Genomic DNA, 25886 nt, shown 5'->3' on the forward strand with positions numbered 1-25886 from the left:
TGGGCGAACGGCGGCCCGGAAGCGCGGGGGCGCTCCCGGACGCCTGCGCCCGTCAGCCGAGCAGCTGGGCGAGCGCGCGGTCGGCGTCCAGGTGCAGGTGCTCCTCGCCCTCGGGGACGAGCAGCCGGCTGCGCCACAGGAAGCGGCGCAGGTCGGCGGTGTCGAACTGGAGCAGCGCGGTGCCCTCGGGGGCCCGCAGCTCGATCATGGTCCGCCGGCCGACCGCGGGCCGGACGTGGACGTCGCCGACGCCGGCCGGCAGCTCGATGCCGGCCGAGAGCAGCTGGCGCGCGAAGATCCAGACGATGTCCTCGCTGTCCCGGCGCTCGGCGGGGTCGTCCAGCGAGAACTCGGCGGGGAAGGCCATCCGGACGGCCAGCGGGTCCTCCGGCAGGTAGGACAGCACCACCCGCAGCCGGACGGAGCGGTGGGCGGAGAGGATCAGGCGGGCCTGGACGGTCTCTTCGGCGGTGCGCACGGACGGGTCCCTTCGGTTCGGTGCGAGGCCGCGCTAGGGCAGGTGGGGTTGGTGCGGCCTCACCCTGGTGAGAGTCCCGGGACCCGTGGTGCTTACCCGGTTCCACGAGGTATTCGACGTGATCCGGGTCACATCGATTTCCGGCCGTGCGGGCCCGGCGCGGAGCCTCGCCTGGAGGTCCGAACGGCGGCGGGCCGGTACGCTGGGCGGGTTGTCCGATCGCCGCCCGACCGCGGGGCGAGGCCGATAAACCGCCTCTGACCTGCGATGATCCCCCTCGGAGACCGTGAGTACTGCCGCCGCCTCCTCGATGCCGCTGTTCTCCGACGTATCGGAGCCGCAGGCGCCCGTCCGGTCCGTCGGCCACGCCGCGCCCACCGGCTCGCACCACCTCTCCCCGGCCTTCCCCGGCCGCGCCCCCTGGGGCACCGCGGGCAAGCTGCGGGCCTGGCAGCAGGGTGCGCTGGACAAGTACATCGAGACGCAGCCGCGCGACTTCCTCGCGGTCGCCACCCCGGGCGCAGGCAAGACCACCTTCGCGCTCACCCTGGCCTCGTACCTCCTGCACAACCACCTGGTGCAGCAGGTGACCGTCGTCGCGCCGACCGAGCACCTGAAGAAGCAGTGGGCCGAGGCCGCCGCGCGGATAGGCATCAGGCTGGACCCGGCGTACTCCTCCGGGCCGCTGTCGCGGGACTACCACGGCATCGTGGTCACCTACGCGGGCGTCGGGGTCAACCCGATGCTGCACCGCAACCGGACCGAGGCCCGCAAGACCCTCGTGATCATGGACGAGATCCACCACGCCGGTGACTCCAAGTCCTGGGGTGAGGCCTGCTTCGAGGCCTTCGAGCCGGCCACCCGCCGGCTGGCGCTGACCGGGACGCCGTTCCGCTCGGACACCAACCCGATCCCGTTCGTGGCGTACGAGGCGGGCGGCGACGGCATCCGCAAGTCCGTCGCCGACTACACCTACGGCTACGGGCACGCGCTGGCCGACCACGTCGTCCGCCCGGTGATCTTCCTCAGCTACAGCGGCAACATGCGCTGGCGCACCAAGTCCGGCGACGAGCTGGAGGCCCGGCTCGGCGAGCCGATGACCAAGGACCTGATCGCCCAGGCCTGGCGCACCGCGCTGTCGCCGCAGGGCGAGTGGATCCCGGCCGTGCTCCAGGCCGCCGACCGGCGCCTCACCGAGGTCCGCAAGGCGATCCCGGACGCCGGGGGCCTGGTCATCGCCACCGACCAGAACGTGGCCCGCGCGTACGCCAAGATGCTGCGCGAGATCAGCGGCGAGAAGGTCACCCTGGTGCTCTCGGACGAGGCCGAGGCGTCCAAGCGGATCTCCGACTACGCGGAGGGGACCTCGCGCTGGATGGTCGCGGTCCGCATGGTGTCCGAGGGCGTCGACGTGCCCCGGCTCTGCGTCGGGGTGTACGCGACCTCGATCTCCACCCCGCTGTTCTTCGCCCAGGCCGTCGGCCGCTTCGTGCGCGCCCGCAAGCGCGGCGAGACCGCCTCGGTGTTCCTGCCGACCATCCCGCTGCTGCTGGGCTTCGCCAACGAGATGGAGCTCCAGCGCGACCACGTGCTGGACCGGCCGAAGAAGGAAGGCGAGGGCCTCTTCGACGAGGAGGACCGGCTGCTCGCCGAGGCCGAGCGGGCCAACGACGGGCCCGACGGCGCGGGCGGCGAGGAGTTCTCCTACGAGGCGCTGGGCTCCGACGCGGTCTTCGACCGGGTGCTGTACAACGCCATGGAGTTCGGCATGCAGGCCCACCCGGGGAGCGAGGAGGAGGAGGACTACCTCGGCATCCCGGGCCTGCTGGAGCCGGACCAGGTGCAGATGCTGCTCCAGAAGCGCCAGCACCGGCAGATCCAGCGCAGCAAGACCAAGCCCGCCGAGGAGGCCGACCTGCTGGAGCTGCCGGCCGAGCAGCGGCCGGTGGTCACCCACCAGGAGCTGCGGGAGCTGCGCAAGGAGCTGAACGCGCTGGTGGCCGCCTGGCACCACCGCACCAGCCAGCCGCACGGCACCATCCACAACGAGCTGCGCCGCCAGTGCGGCGGGCCGCTCACCGCGCAGGCCACCGCGAACCAGCTCAAGGCGCGGATCGCGAAGATCCGGGAGTGGGCCAAGTAGCGGAGCCGGAAGCGGGCGGAGGGACGCTCAGGCGGAGGGCGCGCCCCCGGTCGTGTCCGGACGCCCCGTCCGCTCCGGCGCGTCCGGACATCGGACCGGGGGCGCGCCCGCACCCTGACGCACCCGGTGGATCGCGGGGGTTTGTCCGGAATCCGAGGCGGCGTTGAAGTCGATCACGCCCGAATTTTGGACAACCACTTCCGCCGCGTCATTTCCTTCACTAGCTTTCCCCCACGCTCTTCCCGCCGGGCAACCCCCGCGGGACGGCGCCGCAGGGCCGTGCGCGTCAAGGGCGACGCCGTGCGGCCCGAGCGCGGCCACCCCCACCTGCGCGCGACACCGGCCTTGGAACGGCGCCGCCCGCCGCGAGCGCCGCGGAAAGGATTGCCCGTCGTGACTGCCGAGACCTCCCAGACCCTGGACCGCGGCGTCCGGGTCCTCAAGCTCCTCGCCGACTCCGAGCGGGGGCTCACCGTGACCGAGCTGGCCGCCCGGCTGGCCGTCAACCGGACCGTGGTCTACCGGCTGCTGGCCACCTTGGAGCAGCACGGCCTGGTCCGCCGGGACATCGGCGGACGCGCCCGGGTGGGCCTCGGCGTGCTGCGGCTGGCGCACCGGGTGCACCCGCTGCTGCGCGAGGCCGCGCTGCCGGCCCTGCGCAGCCTCGCCGAGGACCTCGGCGCCACCGCCCACCTGACCCTGGTGGACGGCAACGAGGCGCTGGCCGTCGCCGTGGTCGAGCCCAGCTGGACCGACTTCCACGTCGCCTACCGGACCGGCCTGCGCCACCCGCTCACCGAGAGCGCGGCCGGCCGGGCGATCCTGGAGGCGCGCACCTTCCCCAGCCAGCGCCGGCCCGAGCAGGGCTTCGTCATCACCCGCGCGGAGGAGCAGTCCGGGGCGAGCGGGGCGGCCGCCGCGCTGGTCGGACTGAGCGGCATCGAGGGCAGCGTCGGCGTGGTGATGCTGAACGGCATGGTGCCCGAGCGGGTCGGCCCCCGGGTGGTGGAGGCGGCGACCGAGGTGGCCGACGCCCTGAGGTAGCACCCGCGCAGGGTGTCGGGTGTGTTTGGATTCCCCTTGTGTCCGACACCAAGCTCCCCAAGGCCCTCACCTCCCCGCGGACCCGCGCGCTCACGCTGTGCGGCACGCTGGTCGCCGCGCTGTTCGGCGTGGCCGCCTTCGTCCCGCTCCCGTACACCATCACCTGGCCGGGCCTGACCGCGGACACCCTGGGCACGTTCCAGGACAGGCCGGTGATCACCATCACCGGGGCGCCGCTGCGCACCACCGAGGGCGAGCTGCGGATGGTCACCATCACGGCGACCAACGCGGGGCAGAAGAACTCCTTCTGGCACTCGATGCAGGCGTGGTTCGACCCGAAGGAGGCGGTGCGTCCGACCGAGACGGTCTACCCGGAGAGCAACCCGGTGAAGGCCGACGAGGCGACCGCCCGGCAGATGGCCGAGTCGCAGGACGCCGCCACCGTGGCCGCGCTGAACTACCTCCACCTGTCGCCGGACCAGGTGAAGGTCAAGATCGACCTGGGCGAGGTCGGCGGCCCGAGCGCCGGCCAGATGCTGGCGCTGGGCATCGTCGACAAGCTGGCCGGCGACGGCAAGGGCGGCGACCTCACCGGTGGGCTCACCATCGCCGGCACCGGCACCATCGACGAGGACGGCACCGTCGGCCCGGTCGGCGGCGTCCCCCTGAAGACGCAGGCGGCCGCCCGGGACGGTGCGACGGTGTTCCTGCTGCCCAAGGACGAGTGCACGGACGCCAAGGTGAACACCCCGAAGTCGCTGCGGCTGGTGCCGGTCGGCACCCTGGGCGAGGCGGTCTCCGCCCTCCAGGCGCTCAACAGCGGCGGCAGCGTCCCCTCCTGCTGACCGGGCGTCCCCCCCGCGAGGTCGGCCCGGCCGGCGGGGGTCGGATCCCGGAGGGGCGGGGTCGCATCCCGGAGGCCGGCGGGGTCGGATCCCGAAGGCCACCGCGGCGAAGTCGTCGCCCATCCGGGTGCGCAGCTGGGCGGCGATCCCGGCCGGCCGGTGGGCCTGGGCCATCGGCAGGGAGAGCGAGATCGTGCCGATGCCGTTGCCCGCGACGATCGGCGCCGCCGCCCCCGCCGTGCCGAGTGCGTACGCCCCCCAGCCTTCGGCCGGGAGGTGCCCCCAGGAACCGGGTGATCGGGACGGCCCGCCGCGGGCCCTGGCACGGCAGCAGCGGCAGGCACGCCGGGTCCCGCAGGGCCGCCCGGACCCTCCTACTCGGCGGCGGCCTGGTCCACCAGCGGCAGGATCCGGTACGGCACCGGGTTCTCCAGCACGATCGCGGTGGACGAGCGGACGATCCCGTCGAAGCCCAGCACCCGGTCGATCACCCGCTGCAGATCGGCGTTGGACCGGGCCACGATCCGCACCAGCATGTCCCCGATCCCGGTGATGGTGTGCAGCTCCAGCACCTCCGGCACGCTCGCCAGGTGCGCCCGCACGTCCGCGCCCTGGCCCTGGGAGATCTCCAGGGTGGCGAAGGCCGTCACCGGGTAACCGATCGCCGCCGGGTCCACCTCCGGGCCGAAGCCGCCGATCACCCCCTTGGCCTGGAGCCGGTCCAGCCGGGCCTGCACGGTGCCCCGGGCGACCTGCAACCGGCGCGAGCATTCCAGCACCCCGATCCGTGGCTCCTCGGCGAGCAGCCGGATCAGCCGGCCGTCCAGGGTGTCGATGGCGTCGTTGGTGCCGCCCGCCGGGGAGGTGGAAGCGCCTTGCGGGGTGGCGGAGTTGGGCGAGCCGGGAGAGCTCGGAACGTGAGCGGGGGGCATCGCGGCACCGTCCTGTGGTGGGCATTCTGTACAGCGGTGCGGCCGATTCTTCCGTTCCGGGGCACAGCTTGACCAGGAGGAAACGGAACAGTTGCGCGCAGGTCGGCCCGGCGCCACCCTCCAGCCACACCCCCGCGCACAGGGCCCCGTCCCCGGTGCCCGGGGGCGGCCACGATGGTCCGTACGCCTACCGGGAGGGCAGTCATGACCGACACCGCCGCCGAACCCACCCTGTTCGGGGCAGGCCTCCTGCCGGACCCGGCGGAGGCGGGGCCGCTGCCGATGGGCCGCGCCGACGCCGTGGTCTTCGCGGTCGCCGACGCCGAGCGGGCGGCCCGCCGCTACTGCGCCGCGCTCGGGCTGCGCTGCACCGCGTACGCCGGGCCGGAGACCGGTGAGCCGGAGACGCTCTCGTACGTGCTCGTCGCGCCGGGGACGCGGATCGTGCTCACCTCCCCGGTGCGGACCACCGGCCCGCGCGGCCGGGAGCTGGCCGCGTACCTGGACCGGTACGGGGACGGGGTGCTGGACCTCGCGGTGAGCGTGCCGGACGCCTACTACGCCTACGACTACGCGGTGGACCGGGGCGCGCTGTCGCTGGCCGAGCCGCACGAGGTGCGGGACGACTACGGCGCGGTGGTGCTGGCCACCATCGGGGTGCCGGGCGGGACCAGGCACACGCTGGTGGACCGGGCGGGGTACGTGGGGCCGTACCTGCCGGGATACGTCCCGTGCGAGGGCTTCTGACGGAGCGCCGGGCGGCGGGACGGCCCGTCAGCGGACCGCCGTCTCCACGATCGGCGGGTGGCCGTTCCAGGAGGCGAAGACCGAGTTGGCCTCGTCGCCCCGGGTGAAGTCGACCCGCAGCCACTGGCCGTTGGTCCACACCTGCATCTGCCAGCCCGGGTCCGGGGTGGCGGAGACCAGGGTGGCCCGGTCCGGCTTCAGGTCCAGCGCGACCTTGCCGCCCGGGACCGGGTAGCTCTTCACCGTGGACGTCGTGGTGGCGGTGGGGGCGGGCCGGCGGGTGGGCGGTGCGGCGGTGGTGACCGGAGCCGGGTCGTGCGGGGCGGTGGTGGCGGCGGTGGTGGTCTGGGCGGCCGGCGGGGAGGCGATCGTGGACTGTGCTGCGGAGCGCGGCTGATCGGGGGTGGGGGGCGCGGAGTGCGGCGTGCCGTCGGCCTTCAGGGACGGCAGCGGCAGCGCCGTGGGCCGCTCGAACGCGGCGCCGGTCAGCACCGCGTGCACGCCGAGCCAGGACAGCGCCACCGCCGCCCCGGTGGCCGCCGCCCAGGCGCCGAGCTGTACCAGTCCGTTCCGCATCGTCCGCACATCCTGCCGTATTTCCATACGGATGGAGACCGGCACCCCCGGTATTCAGCAGGGGAGTTGCACAATGTCCGGACCCACCCCCGAGGTACAGACCACTGACCGGCGATGGCGTACCGTGCAGGCCCATGGCAACAGTGCTCGTGGTCGAGGACGACCCCTTCGTACGTTCCGCCCTCATCCGCCACCTGACCGACACCGGTCACGCGGTCCGCAGTGTGGGCACGGCTCTGGAGGCGCTGCGGGAGGTCGCCCAGGTCGGCTGCGACCTGGTGATCCTCGACCTGGGCCTGCCCGACCTGGACGGCAGCGAGGCGCTCAAGATGATCCGGGGCCTGACCGATGTGCCGGTGATCGTCTCCACCGCCCGGGACGACGAGGCCGAGATCATCCGGCTGCTCAACGACGGCGCTGACGACTACTTGGTGAAACCTTTCTCCGGTGAGCACCTCAGCGCCCGGATGGCCGCTGTGCTGCGCCGGTTCGGCAGCGGCGCGGCGCCCGTCGCCCAGGTGCTGCGGGTCGGCGGACTCGCGATCGACCTCCAGCGGCGGGAGGCCGCGCTGGACGGGCGGCTGCTCGACCTGACCCGCCGTGAGTTCGACCTGCTGGCCTTCCTGGCCGCCCGGCCCGGCGTGGTGGTGCCCCGCAAGGAGATCCTCGCCGAGGTCTGGCAGCAGACCTACGGCGGCGACCAGACCATCGACGTCCACCTCTCCTGGCTGCGCCGCAAGCTCGGCGAGACCGCCTCCAACCCCCGCTACCTGCACACCGTCCGGGGCGTCGGGGTCCGGCTGGAAGCCGCCGGAGGCCTGGCGGAGCACCGGACATGAGGCGGTTCGGGCGCTCGCTGCGCTGGGCCCTGATCAAGGCCGCCGTGGCCGGGACCACCATGGTCGCACTGGCCTTCCTGATCCCGCTCGGGATGATGGTCCAACAGACCGCGCGGGACCGGGCGTTCACCGCCGCCGAGCGGCAGGCCGCGGCGCTCGGGCCGGCCCTGGCGATCACCACCGACGAGGAGGCGGTCAACCGGGCCCTGGCCAGTACGGACGCCGGCGGGCAGGGGCGGATGGCGGTGCACCTTCCGGCGGCCGGGCAGCCTGCCGGAGCGGGTGCTGCCGGGGCGGGTGGCGGTGACGCGGTCCACGGCGGCGGGAGCGGCCTCGGGACGGCCGGGCTCGCCGGTCCCGGCGAGCCCGGGGGGCCGACGCTGGGGGAGGGGCACGCCACCGCGGCCGACGTGGCTACGGCCGGTGGGCAGGGCCGTTCCTTCACCGTGAAGGTGGCCGGCGGGTACGTCCTGCTCCAGCCGGTCGCGGTGGACACCGGGCGGACCGCAGTGGTCGAGGTGTTCGTGGCCGAGAGCGACCTCACCCGGGGCGTCGCCACGGCCTGGCAGGTGCTCTCCGCCGTGGCGCTCGGCCTGGTCGCCATCTCGGTGCTGGTCGCCGACCGGATGGGCAGCCGGATCGTCGCCTCCGCGCGGAGGCTGGCCGCCGCCGCCCGCTCGCTCGGCGCCGGGAACCTCTCGGTGCGGGTCCCGGTGGAGGGCAAGCAGGTCGAGGGCAGCCCCGAGGAACTGCGCGAGGCCGGCCACGCGTTCAACACCATGGCCGACCGGGTGGTCCAACTCCTCGCCGCCGAAAGGGAACTGGCCGCCGACCTGTCGCACCGGCTGCGCACCCCGCTGACCGTGCTGCGGCTCAACGCCGCCTCGCTCGGCGAGGGGGACGCGGCCGACGCCACCCGGCACGCGGTCGCCCAGCTGGAGCGCGAGGTCGACCAGATCATCCGCTCGGCCCGCCGTGCCCCCGAGGACGCGCCCGCCGTCGCCGTCGGCTGCGACGCGGCCGAGGTGATCCGGGAGCGGGTCGCCTTCTGGTCGGCGCTGGCCGAGGACGAGGGGCGCCGCTGGCAGCTGGCCGGCGCCGAGCGGGCGGCGCCGGTGCCCGTCCAGCGCGGGGACCTGGCGGCCGCCGTCGACGCGCTGCTCGGCAACGTCTTCCGGCACACCGCGGTCGGCACCGACTTCTCGGTGGACGTGCTGGCCACCGACTGCTCGGTGATCGTGCTGGTCGGGGACGCCGGACCGGGGTACAGCGACCCGGCCGCCGCCCTCAGACGCGGCGAGGGGCACGGCGGGGAGGGTTCCACCGGTCTCGGCCTGGACATCGTCCGCAAGCTCGCCGAGTCCACCGGCGGCGACGTCGCGCTCGGCCGCTCCGCGGTGCTCGGCGGCGCCGAGACCCGGCTGCGGCTGCACACCCGGCCGCAGGAGGCGGAGCCCGCGCGGGGCGGCCGGCGGCGGACCATGGGCGCGCTGTTCCAGAAGTGACGGGTGGGCCGGGGTGGCGGACGACACGGCCGCCCGGCGGAAGGGCCGGTCAGGGCCACTTCGTCACGCCGAGTAGTCGGCCGTGTCCGGTTCCGGCCGGACGGCATCCGGTATCGTCGCTGGTTGGCCCAGCCGTGGACGGAGTGGACAGTGACAGCGGTGCAAGACGAGCGCAGCCCGGTGCGGACCGCACCCGACCCCTCGCCCGCCCCCCTGTCGGACCGGCTGCGCCGGGCCCTCGGCGCTCCCGTCCGGGCGCTGCGCGAGGCCCCCCGCCGTCCGCTGCTGGCCGCCTCCGCCGTGGCGCTGCTGTCCCTGCTGGTGTACGCGGTGGTCCGCCACTTCGTCCACACCTCGATGGTGGACATGATCGTCTACCGGGCCGAGGGCGCCGCCGTGGCCAACGGCACCGACCTGTACGCGCTGCGCGTCACCGAGTGGAACCTGCCCGCGACCTACCCGCCGTTCGCGGCGATGCTGTTCGTCCCGACCACCTGGTTCCCGGTCCCCTTCCTCCGGGTGGCGATCACTCTCGGCAACATCGGGCTGCTCGCCCTGCTGACCCACCTGTCCTTCAAGCTGGTCGGCTGGCCGCGCCGTGAGCTGCGGCCGGTCGGCGTCATCCTGGTGACCGGCCTCGGGGTCTGGCTCGAACCGGTCTTCACCACGCTCCGCTACGGCCAGATCAACCTCGCGCTGGCCTGCCTGATCCTGTGGGACCTCACCCGTCCGGACAGCCGGCGGAGCAAGGGCGTGGCGATCGGCATCGCCGCCGGCATCAAGCTCACCCCCGGCCTGTTCGCGGTCTACCTGCTGATCACCGGCCGGATCCGGGCCGCCTTCGTGGCGGGCCTCACCTTCCTCGGCACCTTCCTGCTCGGCGCCCTGGTCCTGCCCGACGCCACCTGGGGCTTCTGGACCAAGTACCTCTACGACTCCTCCCGGGTCGGCAAGACCTGGATCGTCGACAACCAGTCGATGCGCGGCGCCTTCGCCCGACTGCTGCACACCACCGACCCCGGCACCGTCGCCACCCTCGGGGCGGGCCTGGTCGCGCTGGCCGGCCTCGCCGTCTCCGCCTGGGCCGTGCGCAGCGGCCGCTGGATGCCCCGGGCCGAGGCCTGGGGCGTCTGCTGCGCGGCCGTCACCGCCGTACTGATCTCGCCGATCAGCTGGACCCACCACTGGGTCTGGTGCGTGCCGATGCTCGTCCTGCTCGCCGCCGAGGCCTCGGCCGAGCACGCCCGCCCGGCCGGTGTCCGCCGGCTGCGTTGGCGGGCCGTCTTCTGGGCCACGCTGGTCGCCTTCCTCTCCTTCGCGATGTGGGCCGCGAAGCCGGTCGGCCTGGCCGTCCTCGACATGTCACCGTGGCGCCAGCTGCCGACCTCGGTCTACCCGTGGGTCGGACTCTGCTTCCTGCTCGCGGCCGCCGTCCGGATAAGGGCCCGACGGCGTTCGGCCGGCGCACCGCTGGTCCGGCTGCCCGGACAGCGGGACGGGGGCGGTCCGGACGCCGCCCGCGGTCGTCAGCAGGCCCCCGCGACCCGCTGAGCCGGCGGGGGTGCCGCTGCTGCCCCCTGCTCCCGCTCCTTCCGCCGAGCCCGCTGCTCGTCCCCGTGCTTCCCGCGGGCGGTCGTGCCCGTGCTGCTGTACGTGCCGGTGCACGCTGCGGCGCACGCCTACGCGAGCAGCTCGGCGAGCGAGCCGTCCATGTCCAGCGCGGCCAGCTCGCTGCCCGGCGGGACCAGCCGGTGCGCCCGCTCCAGCCAGGCCGCGACGGCCGGCAGCGGGGCCTCCAGCAGCGCGTCCCCGGCGGGCGAGCTCAGCGCCAGGCAGAGCACGCTGCGCCGGCCCGAACGGGTCGGCCAGATCCGCACGTCGCCCTGGCCGCACGGGCGGAAGGTGCCCTCGACCAGCAGCTCGCGGGCGAACACCCAGGTCACGGGGGACCCGGTGTCCAGGTGGAAGGTGATGTACACCGCGTACGGGTCGTGGCTGCCGTAGGACAGCCGGGCCGGGACGGGGACGCTCTGCTCCGGCGAGAGCACCAGGTTGAGCTCCAGCTCGTGCTCGACGACGCTGACGGGACGCTCCATGATCGTCTTCCTCTCTGCCTTCGGGCGGTGCCCGGTTCCGGGCCCCTGTGACTTCTGAGAGGGCGGTCCGCACCGGCTCTTACACACGTTTCCGGGATTTCTTCGGGAAGTTCGGTGAGGGGTGGTGAACGAAGGGTGGCGCCTGGCGCGAGCAATCGTCGTGCGCCGGGTTCTTTACCTTGGGCGACCCTTCGCTGTCCGGGGAATCGCGAACTTTCCGTCGCGGCTCCGGTGAGGCACTACCCTTTGTGACTGTCCGGCGACTTTCCGCCCATCGGTGGTGCCCCCTCGCGCGCCGAGTGCCGGGCGCGCGCCTGGTCATGCGCGCGGGCGGACGTGTCTGCGGTGGTCGGGCCCGGTCGGCCCGCACCGTCCTCGTCAGGACCTGCCAGGAAAGAAGACCCGATGACGGACCGCCCCTTCGCCGCCGACGGCGGCCCGGCCGTCGCACCCGAGCCCGGCTACTACCCCGACCCCTCCGTTCCCGGCTTCGTCCGGTACTGGGGCGGTTCGGCCTGGGTGCCCGGCACCAGCCGGCCCGCGCCCGCCGAGGGCGAGCTGCTGAAGCCGCCCCGGTACGCGACCCGGCGGCCCGCTCCGGACGGGGCGGCGCGGGTGGTGCCGTCGCCGGTGGTGCCGGAGGCGGCGCTGCTGGGGGAGATGCTGCCGGAGGGGTCGGCGCCGGGGGTGGTGGCGCCCGGGATGGCGGCCGCGGAGGCGGTGGCCCCGGGATCGGTGGTCCCGGGGCCGATGGTCTCGGGGCCGATGGCGGAGGTACAGGTCGGGCTGTCGGCGGGTGGGGGTGACACCGGACCGGTGTACTTCGACCAGACCTCGGGCGGGGCGTCCTTCGTGCTCGGGCCGCGGGTGGCGGAGGTGATCGGCGGGCCGGTGTTCCGGACGGTCGACGGACCGGGGGCTTCGTCGGGGATGTCGTCGGGGGTGCCGTCGGGCTTCGCCGGCACCGGGCCGTCCGGGGCGATGGACGGTCCGGTGGCGGTCGGCGCGGTGCCCGAGGCGGGTCCGGGTCCGGCGCCGGTCGCCGGGGAGTCCGGGTGGCAGGCCGATCCGCGGGCGCAGCGGGGCCTGATGGAGACGGGCGGCGCGCCGCGCTGGGTCTCCTGGGGGGTGCTTCCGGAGGCGCTCGAAGCGGAGGAGGGGCTTGTGGAGCCCGAGTGCGCTCCGGTTGCCGTGGAACTGGCCGCCGCCGGTGCTCCCGCCGTGGGGGTGGCGGTGCGGGAGGCGCCGGTGCCGGCCGTCCTGGCCTCCGGCCCGGTGCCGGTGGTCGGTGAGGAGGCGGTTCCGGCCCCGGCCCCGGCGCCCGTCCCGGCCCCGGCCGCTGTCGCCTCGCAGCCCGTGGCCGCTGTCGCGGTGACCACCTCAGGCCCCACCGCCCCGCTGCCCGCCGGACGCACGGTCCGGGAGACCGCCGTCCAGCCCCGCCCGTCCGGCGCCGACCCCGTCCCCGCGCCCTCCCGGGCGGCCCGGACCGCCCGGGTCGCCGGGCCGGCCGGCCTCGGCCGCCGGCTGGCGGCGCGGACGGTGGACACCGCCGTACTGCTGGTGGTCGCCGTCGCCGCCGGCATTCCGCTCGGCCGCTCGGTCTACGACCACCTCCACCGGAAGCTCGACCAGGCCCGGATGGCCAGCGCCCTCAGCCGGCGTCAGATCCAGGTCTGGCTGGTGGACGACGTGGTGCTGGGCAAGGTCGCCGTGCTGATCGGCATCCTGCTGTTCGTCAGCCTGCTCTACGAGGTGCTGCCGGTCGCCCGCACCGGCCAGACCTTCGGCAAGCGGCTGGCCCGGATCCGCGTGGTGGACGCCGCGGCCCCGGCCGCCCGGACCCGGCTGAGCCTCGGCCGCTCACTGCTCCGGTGGGCCGTGCGGCAGCTGGGCACGGTGCTGCTGCTCGGCCTGGTCTGGCCGGTGTTCGACCGTGCGGCGCGGCGGGGCTGGCAGGACCGCGCGGCCCGCACCCGGGTGGTGCGCGGCTGAGGCTCGCTGGGCCCGAGCAAAACGGACAAAATGTCCCGAACATCGAGAATGTGTGATGTTCTACTCGGGGACATGAGCACCCACGACCCCTCAGGCCCCCAGCCGGAGGGGGGCGGTAAGCCCTCCTTCGACAAGCAGCCCCCGCAGCCGGGCGGCGGCACGCCGGAAGGCGAGCCGTCGGGCCCGACCCCGTCCAGCGACCAGTCCGGCGGCCCCGGCGCCTACCAGGGCACCTACGGCGGGAGCGGCGGCCCGGCCCCCGGCCAGGACCCCTACCGGAACCCGTACGGCCAACCTCCGTACGACCAGCCGCCGCCCGGCTACGGCCCCGGCGCGTACGGCACCCCCGGAGCAGGCCCTGTCCCCGGAATGCCGCCGATCGGCACCTGGCCCAGGCGGATCCTCGCCCGGCTGATCGACTACCTCCTGGTGCAGGCCGTCGCCGTGATCATCGTGGGGCCCTTCGTCGACCTCGGCGCGCGCAACGGTTCCACCGAGGCGTTCTGGCTCGGCTGCACCATCTACTTCGTCTACGAGGCCCTGATGCTCAGCCGGGACGGCCAGACCCTCGGCAAGAAGGCGATGAAGATCCGCGTCGCCATGCTCGTCGACGGGAACAAGCCCACCCAGTCCGCCGCCTGGACCCGTGCCGCGGTGTTCATCGTCCCGGCCGTGCTCTGCTGCGCCGTGCTCTGGTGGATCATCGACGGACTCTTCGGCGTCTTCGACACGCCCTACCGGCAGTGCCTGCACGACAAGGCCGCGAAGACCGTGGTGGTCACCACGGAGGCCTGAGCGGCGACGCGGGACGCACCTGCGCCCGGCGGCGGATCAGCGCTGCCGGGCGTACGCGTGTCCGGCAGCGGCCGGAGCGGGGCCCGCCGCCCCGGCCGGGTCAGCGGGGCCCGCGGGGTCCGCCTCCATGGCGCCGGACCCGGCCGCGGCGGCAGACATCGAGAGCACCGTCACCACGGTGCCGAGCGCCAGCGCGAACCCCACCAGCACCGAGACCGCCAGGACGCCCGAGGCGCCCGAGACGGCCAGCAGTGCCACCGTGGCGGCGACGACGGTGAACGAGCCGAGGCAGGCCTGGGCGACGGAGGGGCGCGGCATGGCAGGGGTCCTTCGCGCGTCGGGGGAAACGGGCGGGAGTGGTGGCGGTTCCGGTGGTCCTGCCCCGCGGGGGAGCCGGGTACGTCCAGGCTAGACGCCGGGCGCGGGGGCACAGGGGGCGCACGGGCTCATCCCGGGGTCGTCCGGCCCGGTCGGTACGGTGAACCGGAACCTGTCGACACCACGCACCACCGCACACCACCACACCCGGGGGAACCGACCATGCCCATCCCCGCCGACTGGCCCACCACCGAGGCCGAGGCGCTCGCCGAACAGGAGCGGCTGCGTCCGCTCGTCCAGGCCCACGACGACGAGGGGCGCGACGACGAGGGGCCCGGCGAGTTGATCGCGGGCGTGGACGTCGCCTACGACGACGACCACGACCTCGTCGCCGCCGCGGCCGTCCTGCTCGACCGGGACACCCTGGACGTGGTGGAACAGGCCACCGCCGTCGGCCGGATCGCCTTCCCGTACGTCCCCGGGCTGCTCGCCTTCCGTGAACTCCCCGCCGTCCTCGACGCGTTGGCCGCACTCACCCGCACCCCCGACACCGTCGTCTGCGACGGCTACGGCCTCGCCCACCCCCGCCGCCTCGGCCTCGCCAGCCACCTCGGCGTCCTCGCCGGGCTGCGCACCCTCGGCGTCGCCAAGACCCCCTTCACCTTCGACCACCACGAACCCGGCGCGGCACGCGGCTCCTGGACCCCGCTCACCGACCCCGCCACCGGCGAGGAGGTCGGCCGCGCCGTACGCACCAGGGCCGGCGTGAAGCCCGTCTTCGTCTCCGTCGGACACCGGACCGGCCTCGACACCGCCGTCCGCACCACCCTCGACCTCGCCCGTCACTACCGCCTCCCCGAAACCACCAGGCACGCGGACTCCCTCTGCCGACGCGCCCTCGCGGACGCCCGGCGGACCGGGACGACCGCGAACTGACCATGCCCCGGGCGGGATTCGGGCCCGGTGTGTTAGACATGAGACACCGGGGCCCGGCCCCGACCGCCAGGGACGGACGCACGGGGGAGGCGCCGAAATGGGATCAGGGACCACCGGTACCGGTTCTACCGGCGGAGCCGGACAGGGCTACCGCATCGAGGTCGAACAGCTCCGCACCTTCGCCGGCCAAGTACGGCTGCTGCTCGCCGACTTCCAGAAGCACGCCGACGGCACCGACGCGCACGGCCGCAGCGGCATCGGCAAGAGTGCCTTCGGGACCTTCGCCGAGGCCACCGAGATCCACGGCCGCTACGGCACCATGCGGGACGCGCTGCGCGACGTCCTCAACCAGCTCCAGGAAGCCGTGAACGAGGCCCAGCAGAAGGCCGACCTCACCGCCACCAACTACGAGGAGCAGGACCAGCACACCGCCGCCAAGCTCAAGCTCGGCGACGACGGCTGGTCCGTCGCCCACCCCTCCGCGAGCAGCCAGGCCGCGGCCCAGCAGAACCCCACCCCCTCCAACCGCGGCAACGCCACCGCCTGACCGCCGCCCGCCCGGACCCGAACGGAGGCCGACCGCCCGTGGTCTACACCGACTTCACCAAGTACAGCCACGCCCAGCTCCGCAAGATGGCGCAGGCCCTCGACCCCGGCGCGGTGATGGCCGCCGGCGACCCCTGGCGCAAGGCCGCCGACACCCTCAAGCAGATCCGCCTGACCCTCACCAGGGCCAGCACCGAAGCCGCCACCTCCTGGGAAGGCACCACCAGCGACGCCTTCCACACCCGCATGCTCACGCTGGCCGCCAGCATCAACAACGCGGCCGCCTATGCCAACGACGCGGCCAACATCCTCCACAACACCTCCGAGGCCATGGCCAAGGCCAAGCGCGACATGCCCGAGGAACCCGGCAACTGGGACAAGGTCAAGGACACCGTCGGCGACGCCCTCTTCGGAGACGAGGACGAACACATCCCCGTCGCCGACCGCAAGAAGGCCGAAGCGGCCGCCATCATGCAAACCCTCGCCATGCACTACCGCATCGCCACCCCGGCCCTGAAGCCCCCGCCGCCGTACGACTCGAAGAAGCCGCCGGTGAACCCCGGGGGGCGGGACGACTTCTCCGACCAGGCTGCCAGTGATCAAAGCGCGTTCGTTGCGGCGGGCGGTGTGATGACCGGCCTGGGCGCAGGCAACTTGCATTCGGCCGGAGGGCCCTTCGGCAGGACCGCGGATGCCCCGACGGCGCCCCGGACCCGTAGCGTGAGCAACGGCGGTGTCGCTCCTAAGTTGTCGACAACCTCAGGAAGCACGCCGATCCCGGCGGAACCCGGGATCAAGGGCGGAACGGCCAAGGCGTCAGGGAATCCCGCGGCGGCCAACTACGGGGCGGGAACCGCCGTCGACGGCGTGAACACCGTTTCGAAGCCCACGGTGGCTGGGCCGTCGCCGGTCGGTGTCACGGGCACGCCGGCCCCCACCGCGTCTGGGCCACAGGCCGGTGCTGGCCCCACGTGGCTCGGGCCTGGTAATGGAGAACCGATGCCCGGCCAGTTCGCCGGTGGACGAGAGAAGCAGACACTCGTCGAGCGGGGGACGACCGGCCGGAATGACCAGCGGGGAGTGCCGGGCGAAGTTCGTGGCGGCTCTGCGCGGGGCGCTGAGGGTATCCACGGAGGCAGTCCCGGCCCGGTCGGACCCGGAGCCGGCCGAACGGGCGGCACGGTAGTCGGCGACGGCGGGCGCGCGGTACCAGGGGGCAAGGCGTCTGCGAGTGAAGCGGCTCCTGGCAGCAAACGGTCCTTCACCGAGGGCGGTTCTGGCTTGGGGCAACGCAACCGGCCTCGGATGGAGTCGACCCCTGCCTCTGGAGCATCCTCGGGGTCCGCAGTCCCGCTCGGCGGGTCTCATGGGCGTGCCAGGGAAAAGGAGAAGGCTCGAAAGCGGCCGGACTTCCTGGTGGAGGACGAGGAGACCTGGGCGTCGGGGGAGTCCGCCAATTCGAACGTGGTGAAATGACTCTGGTTCTTCAGAGACCAGGTGATTCGATCGGGGCCTTCGTGGTTTGTGGACCACAGTGGGCTACCGCCGTGCTGAGTGAGGTGACCGGCCTTGGGAGACTGGCGGCTTGGACGTGGGGCGGCTGCGCTGACAGCAGGCTGCCTGGCCGCTGCGATCGGGGCAGGGCCGGCCTGTGCGGACGGCACCCGTGACGCCCAATGGGTGCTGGCCAGCTACCGAGCCGACAGTGTGCTGTGGCCGGTGTCGCAGGGCAACGGTGTCACCGTCGCCGTCATCGACAGCGGCGTGATGAAGGACCATCAGGATCTGGTTGGTCAGATCCTGCCCGGCGCCGACTTCACTGGCGAGGGCAGCGACGGCACGGTCGACAAGGATGGCCATGGCACCGGGATGGCCAGCCTCATCGCAGGCCATGGACATGGTGACAATGCGGGAATCATGGGACTGGCGCCCAAGGTCAAGGTCCTTCCAGTGAGGGTGAGCTGGACCTCCACGGACACCGTGGCGCAGAGTGGTTTGGCAAAGGGGATCCGGTTCGCAGTGGACCGCGGTGCCAAGGTGATCAACATGTCGATTGGCGGTTACTCGGGGACCGATCAGGAGACCAGGGCGGCGGTCAAGTACGCCGTCGACCATGATGTGGTCCTCGTCGCGTCCAACGGGAACAGCGGACAACAGGCTGCGCCGGTTGAATACCCGGCGGCGTTTCCGGGTGTGGTGGCGGTTGGTGCGGTGGATCGGCAGGGACACCTGTGGGAGAAGTCGACGTACGGACCGGAGACCACGCTGACAGCTCCCGGAGCGGAGGTCTACCGGGCGAGTGCGAAGTCCTCGGCAGGGTACGGAGTGGCCAACGGCACCTCGGATTCCACCGCCTACGTGTCCGCCACTGCGGCGTTGATCAGGGCCAAGTACCCGAACCTGTCGGCCGGGCAGGTGGTCAATCGGATGATCAAGACGGCCACTCCTCCGGCTGACGGGTCTGCGGTGCCGAACGACCGGTACGGGTACGGGGTCCTGGCGCCGGCGAAGGCGTTGCAGGCGAATCCTGCCGTGGACAACGGGCCTCGCGAGAATCCGTTGGTGGGGCGGAAGGAGTCGCAGGGGGCGCCGCCGGTGGACGATCCGACGGATGGGGCGTCGGAGGAGGCTGTCGCCCCCGGGGCGGATGGTGGGGGGAGCAGCGGGAACGGGGTGGGGGTCGTTGTGGGGGCGGCGGCCGGTGGTTTGGTGTTGGTGATCGGTGTTGTCGTGGCGCTCGTGGTGCGGGCGCGGCGGCGGAGGCCGTATCAGTGAGTGGCGAGCCATTCGTCGCGTAGGGCGGCCATCTGGAGGACGTCCCAGTAGCGGTCGTCCCAGTGGTGGGCCTGGCGGGCGCGGCCTTCGAGGGTGAAGCCGGACTTGCGGTAGGAGCGGGCGGCGCGTTCGTTGTACTCGAAGACTTCGAGGTGGACGCGGTTGAGGCGGATGGTCCCGAAGGCGTGGCGCAGGACCAAGAGGGTGGTCTCGGTGCCGATGCCGCGGCCGGTGCAGTCCGGGGCGAGGGCGATCCGGAAGCTGGCGGAGGAGTTGTCGGGGTCGACGTCGGTGAGGGCGGTCTCGCCGAGGAAGCGGCCGGTGGCGGGGTCTTCGACGGCGAGGTCGAGGCGGTCGGGCTGTTCGGCACGGGTGGTGCACCACTGGTGGATCCGGTCGCGGGTGAAGACGGTGCGGGTGCCGGTGAGCCGGTTGGTCGTCTCGTCGGCGCAGAGTTCCCACATCGGGTCGGTGTGCCGTTCGTCGAGGGGGACGAGCCGGATGGTGGGGCCGTGCAGGATGGGCTTCACGGCGAGGGCGGCGAGATCGGTGCGATCGGCGGCGTCGGCGGTCATGGTAGCCAGGGTGGACGGTCGGTTTCCGGTTCGTCCATGTATTTTCGGCTCGGCGGGTGGTGGGTGGCGGACGGTGTGCGGGCGCGCGCCGGGCTGGAGTGCGCGGGGAGATGGGGGCGCGTGATGGGGGACTGCGCCGGGTGAGTGCGCCGGGGGTGGCAGCATTTCGGCGACCGCTGGCGTCATTGCCGCTGGTGGGCGCCCCCGAGCGGTGGAGATGCTGGGCCCATGAGCACTCCTGAGAGCACGCCAGTCGAGAACGCGCCGATCGTCACCACCACCGCCACCGCCGACGACGGGATCGTCCCGGACACCAAGGACTGGACCTGGGTGCTGGAACGCCCCTGCCCCGACTGCGGGTTGGACACCCCGCGAGTGGTCCGGGAGGACGTCGCCGGGATGGTCCGGGCCAATGCGGAGGGCTGGCTGACCGTGCTGGCGGGAGACACGGACGGGCTGCGCCGGCGGCCCGCCCCGGGGGTGTGGTCGGACCTGGAGTACGCGTGCCACGTCCGGGACGTCTTCCGGCTGTTCCACGTCCGGCTGGACCTGATGCTGGGCCAGGACGGCCCGCTGTTCCCCAACTGGGACCAGGACGAGACGGCCGTCTCCGAGCGCTACGGCGACCAGGACCCGCGGGTGGTGGCCGGGGAGTTGTCGGAGGCCGCTGAGACGCTTGCCGCGGCCTTCGAGCGGGTGGCCGGCGCGCAGTGGGGATGGACCGGGAACCGCAGCGACGGGGCGCGGTTCACGGTCGAGTCGTTCTCCCGGTACCTGATCCACGACCCGGTGCACCACCTGTTCGACGTGACGGGCGAGCGGGTCTGAGGCCCTTCCGGGGAGGGCTGTCCCCGGAACGGCAGGGCTGCCGGGTCACCAGCCGGAAGCCTCCCGCAGCATGGTGCGGCGCAGCCGTCCGGCGACGCTGGCGGCGTCGGTGCCGATGACGTCGGCGATCTCGGGGGCGGCGAGGCCGACGACGTAGTGCAGGATCGCCAGGTCGTCGTCGGCCGGGTGGCGGTCCGGGTCGGCGGTCACCTGGCGGGTGTGTTCGGCGACGGTGCCGCGCAGGATCTCCCAGGCGTGCGCGGTCGGGTTGGAGCTGCCCATCAACTCCCGCCAGTTCACCGCGATTTCCGCGAAGGCCTGCTGGACGGCGATGGCCGCGGCGCTGTGCTCGGTCAGCCACACGCGCGCGTAGCTGAGGTACCGGGGGCGGTGGAGTTCGCAGAACGCGGTGAACTCCAGTGGTACGTCCACCGGCTCGCCGGGCCCCGGGGGCGGCTCGGCGGAACTCTCGTGACGGTTGGTCATCTCGGCTTCTCGGAAAGGGAGATGGGTTTCTGGCGGTCGATCATCTGTGCTCACTCTACGGTAGGCCCTCGGTGCGCTGGGTGACCAATCCGATGGAATGCCCGGAACCCGTCGCCGCCAGGCCGGTTCCGGTGGCGACCGGCACGGGGTGCGGCGGCGGGACGGCCGGGCGGGGGGCCGGCGAGGGCCGGCGAGGGCCGGCGGGGCAGTGCTGCGCAGTGGCGGGGGAGTCGTAGGTGCGAGCGTGTCGCAGCTGGCCAGGCGCCGTAGGGCGGCTGCGGCTGCAAGGCAGTTGATGTGTCACCGTAGGCCCTGGGGAGGCTGGCGTCCACGCTCGGGGCGCGAACCTGCGCCCGCACAACCACCCGCACAACCACCCGCACAACCGCACTCACGATCACCGCAAAGATCACCACGGACGGGGTCGTGGTCGTCACCACGGTGACGGCCGAGCAGTGCGGGTGGACGGCGTGTGCGGGACGGGCGCGCTGCGGATCCGCCGGACGGGCGCTTGCCGCGCCCCGGGGCGGTGGAGCGGGCGCCGGTCCGGATGGTCCCGCAACTGCCGGCGGCCACCGTGCACATCGACCGCGCCCCGGCGGCCTTCGACCGGACCGGCCGGGGCGGGAGGGGCGGAGCGACCGCCCGTCAGGAGGTCGTCCGGGCCTCCGTGGGGGAGATCCGGTCGGCGGCGGTGTCCCGCTCGACCTGGGTGGGGAACGCCTCGACGGCTCGTCGCCGGGCCGCCTGTGCCGCTGCGGCAGCCGCGGCCGCAGCCGCCGCGGCTGCTCCGGCGGCGGCCTCCTCGCGCTCGCACCGGTGCGCCGCACCCGCGGCGTGTGCCCCGGGGGCGTGCCCGCCGCCCGTGAGGGCCCCGGAGGAGTGCCCCCCGGCGGTCAGCCCCGCCGATCGTCGTCGGCGGCCGAGCGCGGCCCGGGCGGCGTGTTCCTCGGCGGCCTGTCTGGCGGCCAGGTAGGCCTGCACGGCCGCCATGCCGTAGACGGGCTGGATGAGTTGGTGGCCCTTGAAGAAGGGTCTGGCCGGGGCGAACCCGGCGGCGACCACGAGGTCGCGGATCTCTGCTATCTCGGCCTCACTGCGGGCGGTGAAGCGGACCTCCCAGCCCTTCTTGTACGTATGGCCCTTCTCGCCGCTGCGACGGGCGGGGTCCGGGCGGCGGACGTATCCGGGCAGGCGGCCGAGGCGGAGCTGGGCCGCGCGGAGGCCGGCGGTCTCGTCACGTGACATGACGTAAGCCTAGGCAATCCCCGGGGTGCGATTGACGCCTTGAGGGTCCCTCGCCGTATGCCCTTGGTCACTCTGGGTCAGGCGGCCAGGTCGGCGATCGCTTTCGATCACATATGACAACCTGATGAGCGTCAATTACTCCAAATGAGTGAGGGTATGAGGACTTTAGTGCGGGCTGATCCCGGTTTCGCGACGGTTGAGTAACAGTGCATCAGGCCCCCGGTCGCAGGTCCGGGCGGTTGGGGATGGTGTCGGCATGAGCTACCGGATTCCGTCGCCGCCGCCGTCCCTGGAGGAACTGGCGAAGCGTCAGCAGAACGTCGTCACCGCGAGCCAGCTGCGCGCCCGGGGCGTGCCGGCCCGGATCATCACCGAGCACTGCCGCCGGGGCGGCCCCTGGCGGCGGATGCTGCCCCGGGTCTACCTGCTGCAGTCCGCCGAACCCACCCCGGAGCAACGGATGTGGGCCGCGCTGCTGTACGCCGCGCAGAACGGCCGCGAGGAGGGCCGCCGGGAGGGCGCGGTGATCACCGGCGCGGCCGCGCTGTCCCTGTACGGCTTCACCGTCGTGCCCCGGCTGCCCGCGGTGACCGAAGTGGACGTCCTGGTGCCCCGGCAGCGCCGGCTGAAGGACATCGGCGAGGTGCGGATCCGGCGCACCGAAAGGGAGTTGGTGGCCCGCTCGGTGCATGGGCTGGCCTGTGCGCCGGTGGCCCGGGCGGTCGCCGACGCGTTGGCCGAGTGGACGGCGGAGCCGGGGCACCCGGCGCCGGTGCGCGAGGTGCTGCGGGAGGCCGTCGCCCTGCCCGACAACCTCTGCACGGCAAGGGAGTTGGTGGTCGAGCTGACCGATTCCGGGCTGACCGGCGAGCCGCGGGTGCGGGCCGCGCTGGACGAACTGCTCGCCGCCGAGCGCGACTTGCTGCTGGAGCAGCTCGGACACCTGGTGGACGAGTGGCTGCTGCCCGCCCCGCTGAACGCACCCGAGCTGCGGATGCGCGGCGGCACGTACATCGCCGTCCCGGACCTCTACTGGCCGGAGCGGGGCGTCGCGGTGGAGGTGGACTCGGAGCTGCGCTGCGTGAGCGAGGGCGAGGCCGCCTGGGTGCGTGGCGGTCAGCACCGGATGGAGTACCTGGGCATCCGGGTGGTGTACGTCTCCGGGGCCGGGCTGGCAGCCGACCCGGACGCGGTCGGCGGCGAACTGCGCGAGGCGTACCGGGTCGGCGGGACGGACGTGGTGGAGCTGCTGGTCGTCTGAGCGGCCGGCGCCGGCCGCCCGGAACCCGGCCGGACCGCGGAGCCGCACCCAGGGCACCGCGAGCACGCTCCCGCGACCGCGGAGCCGCACCCAGGGCACCGCGAGCACGCTCCCGCGACCGCGGAGCCGCACCACGGCATCGCGAGCACGCTCCCGCGACCGCGGAGCCGCACCCAGGGCACCGCGAGCACGCTCCCGCGACCGCGGAGCCGCACCACGGCACCGCGAGCACGCTCCCGCGACCGCGGAGCCGCACCACGGCATCGCGAGCACGCTCCCGCGACCGCGGACCAGCCCCTGCGGTCCCGCGACCGCGGAGCCGCACCACGGCCCCGGAATCCGCTACGAACGGACCACCGGTGTGCCGACCAGCTCGACCCCGGCCGCCCGCAGCTCCGCCAGCGCGGCGGCGGTGGTCTCCGGGTTCACCCCGGCGGTGAGGTCCAGCAGCACGCGGGTGGTGAAGCCCGCCCGGGCGGCGTCCAGCGCGGTCGCCCGGACGCAGTGGTCGGTGGCGATGCCGACCACGTCGACCTCGTCGACCTGCCGTTCGCGCAGCCACTCCACCGGGCCGCGGTTGTTCTCGTCCAGCCCCTCGAAGCCGCTGTACGCCGCCGAGTGGGCGCCCTTGTCGAAGACCGCCTCGACCGCGCCGGAGATGACGGCGGGCGCGAAGTTGGGGTGGAAGCCCACACCCTCGGTGCCGGCCACGCAGTGCGGCGGCCAGCTGTCGACGTAGTCCGGCTCCGCGGAGAAGTGGTCGCCCGGGTCGATGTGGTGGTCGCGGGTGGCGAGGATGTGCTGGTAGCCGGCGGAGGACTCGGCGATCAGGTCGGTGATGTCGGCGGCCACCTCGGCGCCGCCGGCGACGGCCAGGCTGCCGCCCTCGCAGAAGTCGTTCTGCACGTCGACGACGATCAGTGCCCGGTGCATGACTCGCATCCTCGGATCTCGGGGGCCCGCGGAAGGCGGCGCCCCGGTGGGGGGAGCCCTCGGGAGTGCGCGGCCCGGCCGTGCCGGGCGCGGGGGGTCCTCGGGGAGCTCCGGGGGAACTCGGGGAACTCTACGGCTGACTCTAGGGAGTGGCGGGCGGGGGCGGAAGCCCCGGAGCCGGTCCGGTGGCCCGGCCCCGGACTCCGGTCAGTGGGCCGGCCCGGCGGGCAGGAGCAGTTCGGTCGGCAGGACCGGGTCGCCCTTGGACAGCTGGGTGGCGGACAGCGGCAGCGCGGCGCGGGCGCGCACGTGCCGGTCGCGGGCGGCGCTCAGCGGTTCCCGGCCGACGGTCTCGCCGGCCACCACCAGCGGCACCTGCATGAGGTGCGGCCGCAGCTCGTCCGGGACGGGCCCGGTGCCGACCACCTCGGCCTCGGCCACGCCGTCGGCGTCGGGCCGGCGGGCCGCCCACTTGCGGCCGCCGATGCTGGTCTTGCCGCCGGCCGCGCGCTTGGCCACCGGCACCATCGGGCCGCCGTCGGCCTCGGCCCGGGCGACCAGCTTGTAGACCATCGCGCAGGTCGGGTGCCCGCTGCCGGTGACCAGGCTGGTGCCGACGCCGTAGCCGTCCACGGGGGCCGCGGCCAGGGCGGCGATCGCGTACTCGTCCAGGTCCGAGGTGACGATGATCCTGGTCCGGTCGGCGCCGAGTTCGTCCAGCTGGCGGCGGACCCGGTGGGCCAGCAGGGTGAGGTCGCCGGAGTCGATCCGGACGGCGCCGAGTTCGGGGCCGGCCACCTCGACCGCGGTGCGCACGGCCTCGCGCAGGTCGAAGGTGTCGACCAGCAGGGTGGTGCCCTTGCCCATGGAGGCTATCTGTGCCGTGAAGGCGTCCCGCTCGCTGTCGTGCACCAGCGTGAAGGCGTGTGCGGCGGTGCCGGTGGTCGGGATGCCGTGGGCGAAGCCGGCCTCCAGGTCGGAGGTGGCGGCGAAGCCGGCCACGTAGGCCGCTCGGGCGGCGGCGACGGCGGCCTGCTCGTGGGCCCGGCGGGCGCCCATCTCGATCACCGGACGGCCGCCGGCGGCGGCGGTCATCCGGGAGGCGGCGGCCGCGATGGCCGAGTCGTGGTTGAGGATCGAGAGGATCACCGTCTCCAGGATCACCGCCTCGGCGAAGCTGCCCTCGACGGTGAGCAGCGGCGAGCCGGGGAAGTAGACCTCGCCCTCGGGGTAGCCGTGGATGTCGCCGCGGAAGCGGTAGTCGGCGAGGAAGCGCAGGGTGTCCTCGTCGACCACGTCCTGGTCGGCCAGCCAGTCCAGCTGGGGGGTGGTGAAGCGGAAGTTCTCGACGGCGTCCAGCACCCGGCCGGTGCCGGCCATGACGCCGTAGCGGCGGCCGTTCGGCAGGCGGCGGGTGAACACCTCGAAGACGGAGCGGCGGTGGGCGGCCCCGCTGCGCAGGGCGGCCTGCAGCATGGTGAGCTCGTAGCGGTCGGTGAGCAGCGCGGTCGAGCCGGCCGCTCGCACGGAAGTGGCGTCCATGCGGATGATGCTACTACCACTTAGCGTCAGAGTGACGATTTCTCGTGGACTGCGGCGGGCCGGAATCGCTCGGGTGTCCCCCGGATGGCAGCATGGGGCATGAGGGGTTACGGACGACTGTGCAGCGAGGAGGACCGGCGTGAGCGTCGCGCCCGCGGAGATCGAGCGCCCGGAGGTCGAGGGGCTGCCGGTGACCGAACCGGACACGCCCTGGGTGACCATCGTGCACAACGACCCGGTCAACCTGATGAGCTATGTCCAGTACGTCTTCCAGGCCTACTTCGGCTACCCGAAGGACAGGGCCCGGAAGCTGATGATGGACGTCCACACCAAGGGCCGGGCAGTGGTCTCCAGCGGATCCCGCGAGGAGATGGAGCGCGACGTCCAGGCGATGCACGGCTACGGCCTCTGGGCGACGCTGCAGCACGACTGACCCCGACCCG

General features: G+C 73.6%; 26 protein-coding genes. 16 read left to right on the plus strand and 10 right to left on the minus strand.

Features of this window, described 5'->3' with window-relative positions:
• Nucleotides 1-52: 52 nt before the first annotated feature.
• Nucleotides 53-478 carry an SsgA family sporulation/cell division regulator gene (locus AB0O11_RS14130; protein ID WP_363385645.1) on the minus strand — a complete coding sequence of 142 codons (426 nt, stop codon included), beginning with the start codon at nucleotides 476-478 and terminating at the stop codon, nucleotides 53-55.
• A gap of 310 nt (nucleotides 479-788) precedes the next feature.
• Here AB0O11_RS14130 and AB0O11_RS14135 point away from each other — a divergent pair, with 310 nt between their 5' ends.
• The 3 genes from AB0O11_RS14135 to AB0O11_RS14145 all read left to right on the plus strand — a co-directional run bounded on the left by AB0O11_RS14135 (nucleotide 789) and on the right by AB0O11_RS14145 (nucleotide 4510).
• Nucleotides 789-2621 (plus strand): DEAD/DEAH box helicase, encoded by a 1833-nt coding sequence (locus AB0O11_RS14135; protein WP_363386091.1) that lies wholly within the window; start codon nucleotides 789-791, stop codon nucleotides 2619-2621.
• 393 nt (nucleotides 2622-3014) lie between these two features.
• A complete protein-coding gene (locus AB0O11_RS14140) occupies nucleotides 3015-3665 on the plus strand; it encodes a helix-turn-helix domain-containing protein (RefSeq protein ID WP_049654777.1) in 651 nt (216 codons plus the stop codon).
• Nucleotides 3666-3703: 38 nt separating this feature from the next.
• Nucleotides 3704-4510 (plus strand): S16 family serine protease, encoded by an 807-nt coding sequence (locus tag AB0O11_RS14145; protein WP_363385647.1) that lies wholly within the window; start codon nucleotides 3704-3706, stop codon nucleotides 4508-4510.
• A gap of 374 nt (nucleotides 4511-4884) precedes the next feature.
• Here AB0O11_RS14145 and AB0O11_RS14150 read toward each other — a convergent pair whose 3' ends face one another.
• Nucleotides 4885-5442 (minus strand): Lrp/AsnC family transcriptional regulator, encoded by a 558-nt coding sequence (locus tag AB0O11_RS14150; RefSeq protein WP_363385649.1) that lies wholly within the window; start codon nucleotides 5440-5442, stop codon nucleotides 4885-4887.
• Nucleotides 5443-5646: 204 nt separating this feature from the next.
• Here AB0O11_RS14150 and AB0O11_RS14155 point away from each other — a divergent pair, with 204 nt between their 5' ends.
• Entirely contained in the window at nucleotides 5647-6189 is a 543-nt protein-coding gene (locus AB0O11_RS14155; RefSeq protein ID WP_363385652.1) for a VOC family protein, read from the plus strand.
• A gap of 27 nt (nucleotides 6190-6216) precedes the next feature.
• Here the strand turns inward: AB0O11_RS14155 and AB0O11_RS14160 are convergent, their stop codons facing one another.
• Nucleotides 6217-6765, minus strand: a complete 549-nt coding sequence (locus tag AB0O11_RS14160) for a hypothetical protein (protein WP_363385655.1) — start codon at nucleotides 6763-6765, stop codon at nucleotides 6217-6219.
• Nucleotides 6766-6899: 134 nt separating this feature from the next.
• Between AB0O11_RS14160 and AB0O11_RS14165 the strand changes: the two genes are divergently transcribed.
• The 3 genes from AB0O11_RS14165 to AB0O11_RS14175 all read left to right on the plus strand — a co-directional run bounded on the left by AB0O11_RS14165 (nucleotide 6900) and on the right by AB0O11_RS14175 (nucleotide 10660).
• Nucleotides 6900-7604, plus strand: a complete 705-nt coding sequence (locus AB0O11_RS14165) for a response regulator transcription factor (protein WP_363385658.1) — start codon at nucleotides 6900-6902, stop codon at nucleotides 7602-7604.
• Complete coding sequence (locus AB0O11_RS14170; RefSeq protein WP_363385661.1) at nucleotides 7601-9109, plus strand: HAMP domain-containing sensor histidine kinase; 1509 nt, start codon at nucleotides 7601-7603, stop codon at nucleotides 9107-9109. Before AB0O11_RS14165 ends, AB0O11_RS14170 begins: the two co-directional genes overlap by 4 nt.
• Nucleotides 9110-9259: 150 nt before the next feature.
• Entirely contained in the window at nucleotides 9260-10660 is a 1401-nt protein-coding gene (locus AB0O11_RS14175; protein WP_363385663.1) for a glycosyltransferase 87 family protein, read from the plus strand.
• Between the two features lie 128 nt (nucleotides 10661-10788).
• Here AB0O11_RS14175 and AB0O11_RS14180 read toward each other — a convergent pair whose 3' ends face one another.
• Complete coding sequence (locus tag AB0O11_RS14180) at nucleotides 10789-11205, minus strand: SsgA family sporulation/cell division regulator (protein WP_363385665.1); 417 nt, start codon at nucleotides 11203-11205, stop codon at nucleotides 10789-10791.
• 405 nt (nucleotides 11206-11610) lie between these two features.
• Here AB0O11_RS14180 and AB0O11_RS14185 point away from each other — a divergent pair, with 405 nt between their 5' ends.
• Together AB0O11_RS14185 and AB0O11_RS14190 are read left to right on the plus strand one after the other, a co-directional pair.
• Entirely contained in the window at nucleotides 11611-13200 is a 1590-nt protein-coding gene (locus AB0O11_RS14185; protein WP_363385668.1) for an RDD family protein, read from the plus strand.
• 72 nt (nucleotides 13201-13272) lie between these two features.
• Nucleotides 13273-13995, plus strand: coding sequence for an RDD family protein (locus AB0O11_RS14190; RefSeq protein WP_363385670.1), 723 nt, complete (start codon nucleotides 13273-13275; stop codon nucleotides 13993-13995).
• 36 nt (nucleotides 13996-14031) lie between these two features.
• Here AB0O11_RS14190 and AB0O11_RS14195 read toward each other — a convergent pair whose 3' ends face one another.
• Nucleotides 14032-14313, minus strand: a complete 282-nt coding sequence (locus AB0O11_RS14195) for a hypothetical protein (protein ID WP_363385673.1) — start codon at nucleotides 14311-14313, stop codon at nucleotides 14032-14034.
• Nucleotides 14314-14535: 222 nt separating this feature from the next.
• On the opposite strand from AB0O11_RS14195, the gene AB0O11_RS14200 reads away from it, so the two are divergent.
• The 4 genes from AB0O11_RS14200 (at nucleotide 14536) to mycP (ending at nucleotide 18570) form a co-directional block, all read left to right on the plus strand.
• On the plus strand, nucleotides 14536-15249 hold the full coding sequence (locus AB0O11_RS14200; protein ID WP_363385676.1) for an endonuclease V: 714 nt from the start codon (nucleotides 14536-14538) through the stop codon (nucleotides 15247-15249).
• A 97-nt stretch (nucleotides 15250-15346) separates the two neighbouring features.
• The gene (locus AB0O11_RS14205) at nucleotides 15347-15796 is read left to right on the plus strand and encodes a hypothetical protein (protein ID WP_363385679.1); all 450 of its coding nucleotides are present in this window, start codon (nucleotides 15347-15349) and stop codon (nucleotides 15794-15796) included.
• A 38-nt stretch (nucleotides 15797-15834) separates the two neighbouring features.
• Complete coding sequence (locus AB0O11_RS14210; RefSeq protein ID WP_363385682.1) at nucleotides 15835-17271, plus strand: hypothetical protein; 1437 nt, start codon at nucleotides 15835-15837, stop codon at nucleotides 17269-17271.
• A 204-nt stretch (nucleotides 17272-17475) separates the two neighbouring features.
• Nucleotides 17476-18570, plus strand: a complete 1095-nt coding sequence (gene mycP, locus AB0O11_RS14215; protein WP_363385684.1) for a type VII secretion-associated serine protease mycosin — start codon at nucleotides 17476-17478, stop codon at nucleotides 18568-18570.
• On the opposite strand, the gene AB0O11_RS14220 is transcribed toward mycP, so the two are convergent.
• Entirely contained in the window at nucleotides 18564-19145 is a 582-nt protein-coding gene (locus tag AB0O11_RS14220; RefSeq protein ID WP_363385687.1) for a GNAT family protein, read from the minus strand. The two genes, mycP and AB0O11_RS14220, sit on opposite strands and share 7 nt — an antisense overlap.
• A gap of 228 nt (nucleotides 19146-19373) precedes the next feature.
• On the opposite strand from AB0O11_RS14220, the gene AB0O11_RS14225 reads away from it, so the two are divergent.
• Nucleotides 19374-19973, plus strand: coding sequence for a DinB family protein (locus AB0O11_RS14225; protein ID WP_363385689.1), 600 nt, complete (start codon nucleotides 19374-19376; stop codon nucleotides 19971-19973).
• A 45-nt stretch (nucleotides 19974-20018) separates the two neighbouring features.
• Here the strand turns inward: AB0O11_RS14225 and AB0O11_RS14230 are convergent, their stop codons facing one another.
• Nucleotides 20019-20459 carry a hypothetical protein gene (locus AB0O11_RS14230; RefSeq protein WP_363385692.1) on the minus strand — a complete coding sequence of 147 codons (441 nt, stop codon included), beginning with the start codon at nucleotides 20457-20459 and terminating at the stop codon, nucleotides 20019-20021.
• A 648-nt stretch (nucleotides 20460-21107) separates the two neighbouring features.
• Entirely contained in the window at nucleotides 21108-21707 is a 600-nt protein-coding gene (locus AB0O11_RS14235; RefSeq protein WP_363385695.1) for a hypothetical protein, read from the minus strand.
• Nucleotides 21708-21963: 256 nt separating this feature from the next.
• Here AB0O11_RS14235 and AB0O11_RS14240 point away from each other — a divergent pair, with 256 nt between their 5' ends.
• Nucleotides 21964-22968: a hypothetical protein gene (locus AB0O11_RS14240; RefSeq protein WP_363385698.1), complete on the plus strand. Its 1005-nt coding sequence runs from the start codon at nucleotides 21964-21966 to the stop codon at nucleotides 22966-22968.
• A gap of 342 nt (nucleotides 22969-23310) precedes the next feature.
• Here the strand turns inward: AB0O11_RS14240 and AB0O11_RS14245 are convergent, their stop codons facing one another.
• Both AB0O11_RS14245 and AB0O11_RS14250 read right to left on the minus strand, forming a co-directional pair.
• Nucleotides 23311-23901 carry an isochorismatase family protein gene (locus AB0O11_RS14245; protein WP_363385701.1) on the minus strand — a complete coding sequence of 197 codons (591 nt, stop codon included), beginning with the start codon at nucleotides 23899-23901 and terminating at the stop codon, nucleotides 23311-23313.
• 207 nt (nucleotides 23902-24108) lie between these two features.
• Complete coding sequence (locus AB0O11_RS14250) at nucleotides 24109-25443, minus strand: nicotinate phosphoribosyltransferase (RefSeq protein WP_363385704.1); 1335 nt, start codon at nucleotides 25441-25443, stop codon at nucleotides 24109-24111.
• A gap of 139 nt (nucleotides 25444-25582) precedes the next feature.
• On the opposite strand from AB0O11_RS14250, the gene clpS reads away from it, so the two are divergent.
• Entirely contained in the window at nucleotides 25583-25876 is a 294-nt protein-coding gene (clpS, locus tag AB0O11_RS14255) for an ATP-dependent Clp protease adapter ClpS (protein WP_363385707.1), read from the plus strand.
• The last annotated feature ends 10 nt before the right edge of the window (nucleotides 25877-25886 follow it).

Origin of the sequence: Kitasatospora sp. NPDC093102 (genome assembly GCF_040683915.1) — a bacterium.
GTDB lineage: Bacteria > Actinomycetota > Actinomycetes > Streptomycetales > Streptomycetaceae > Kitasatospora.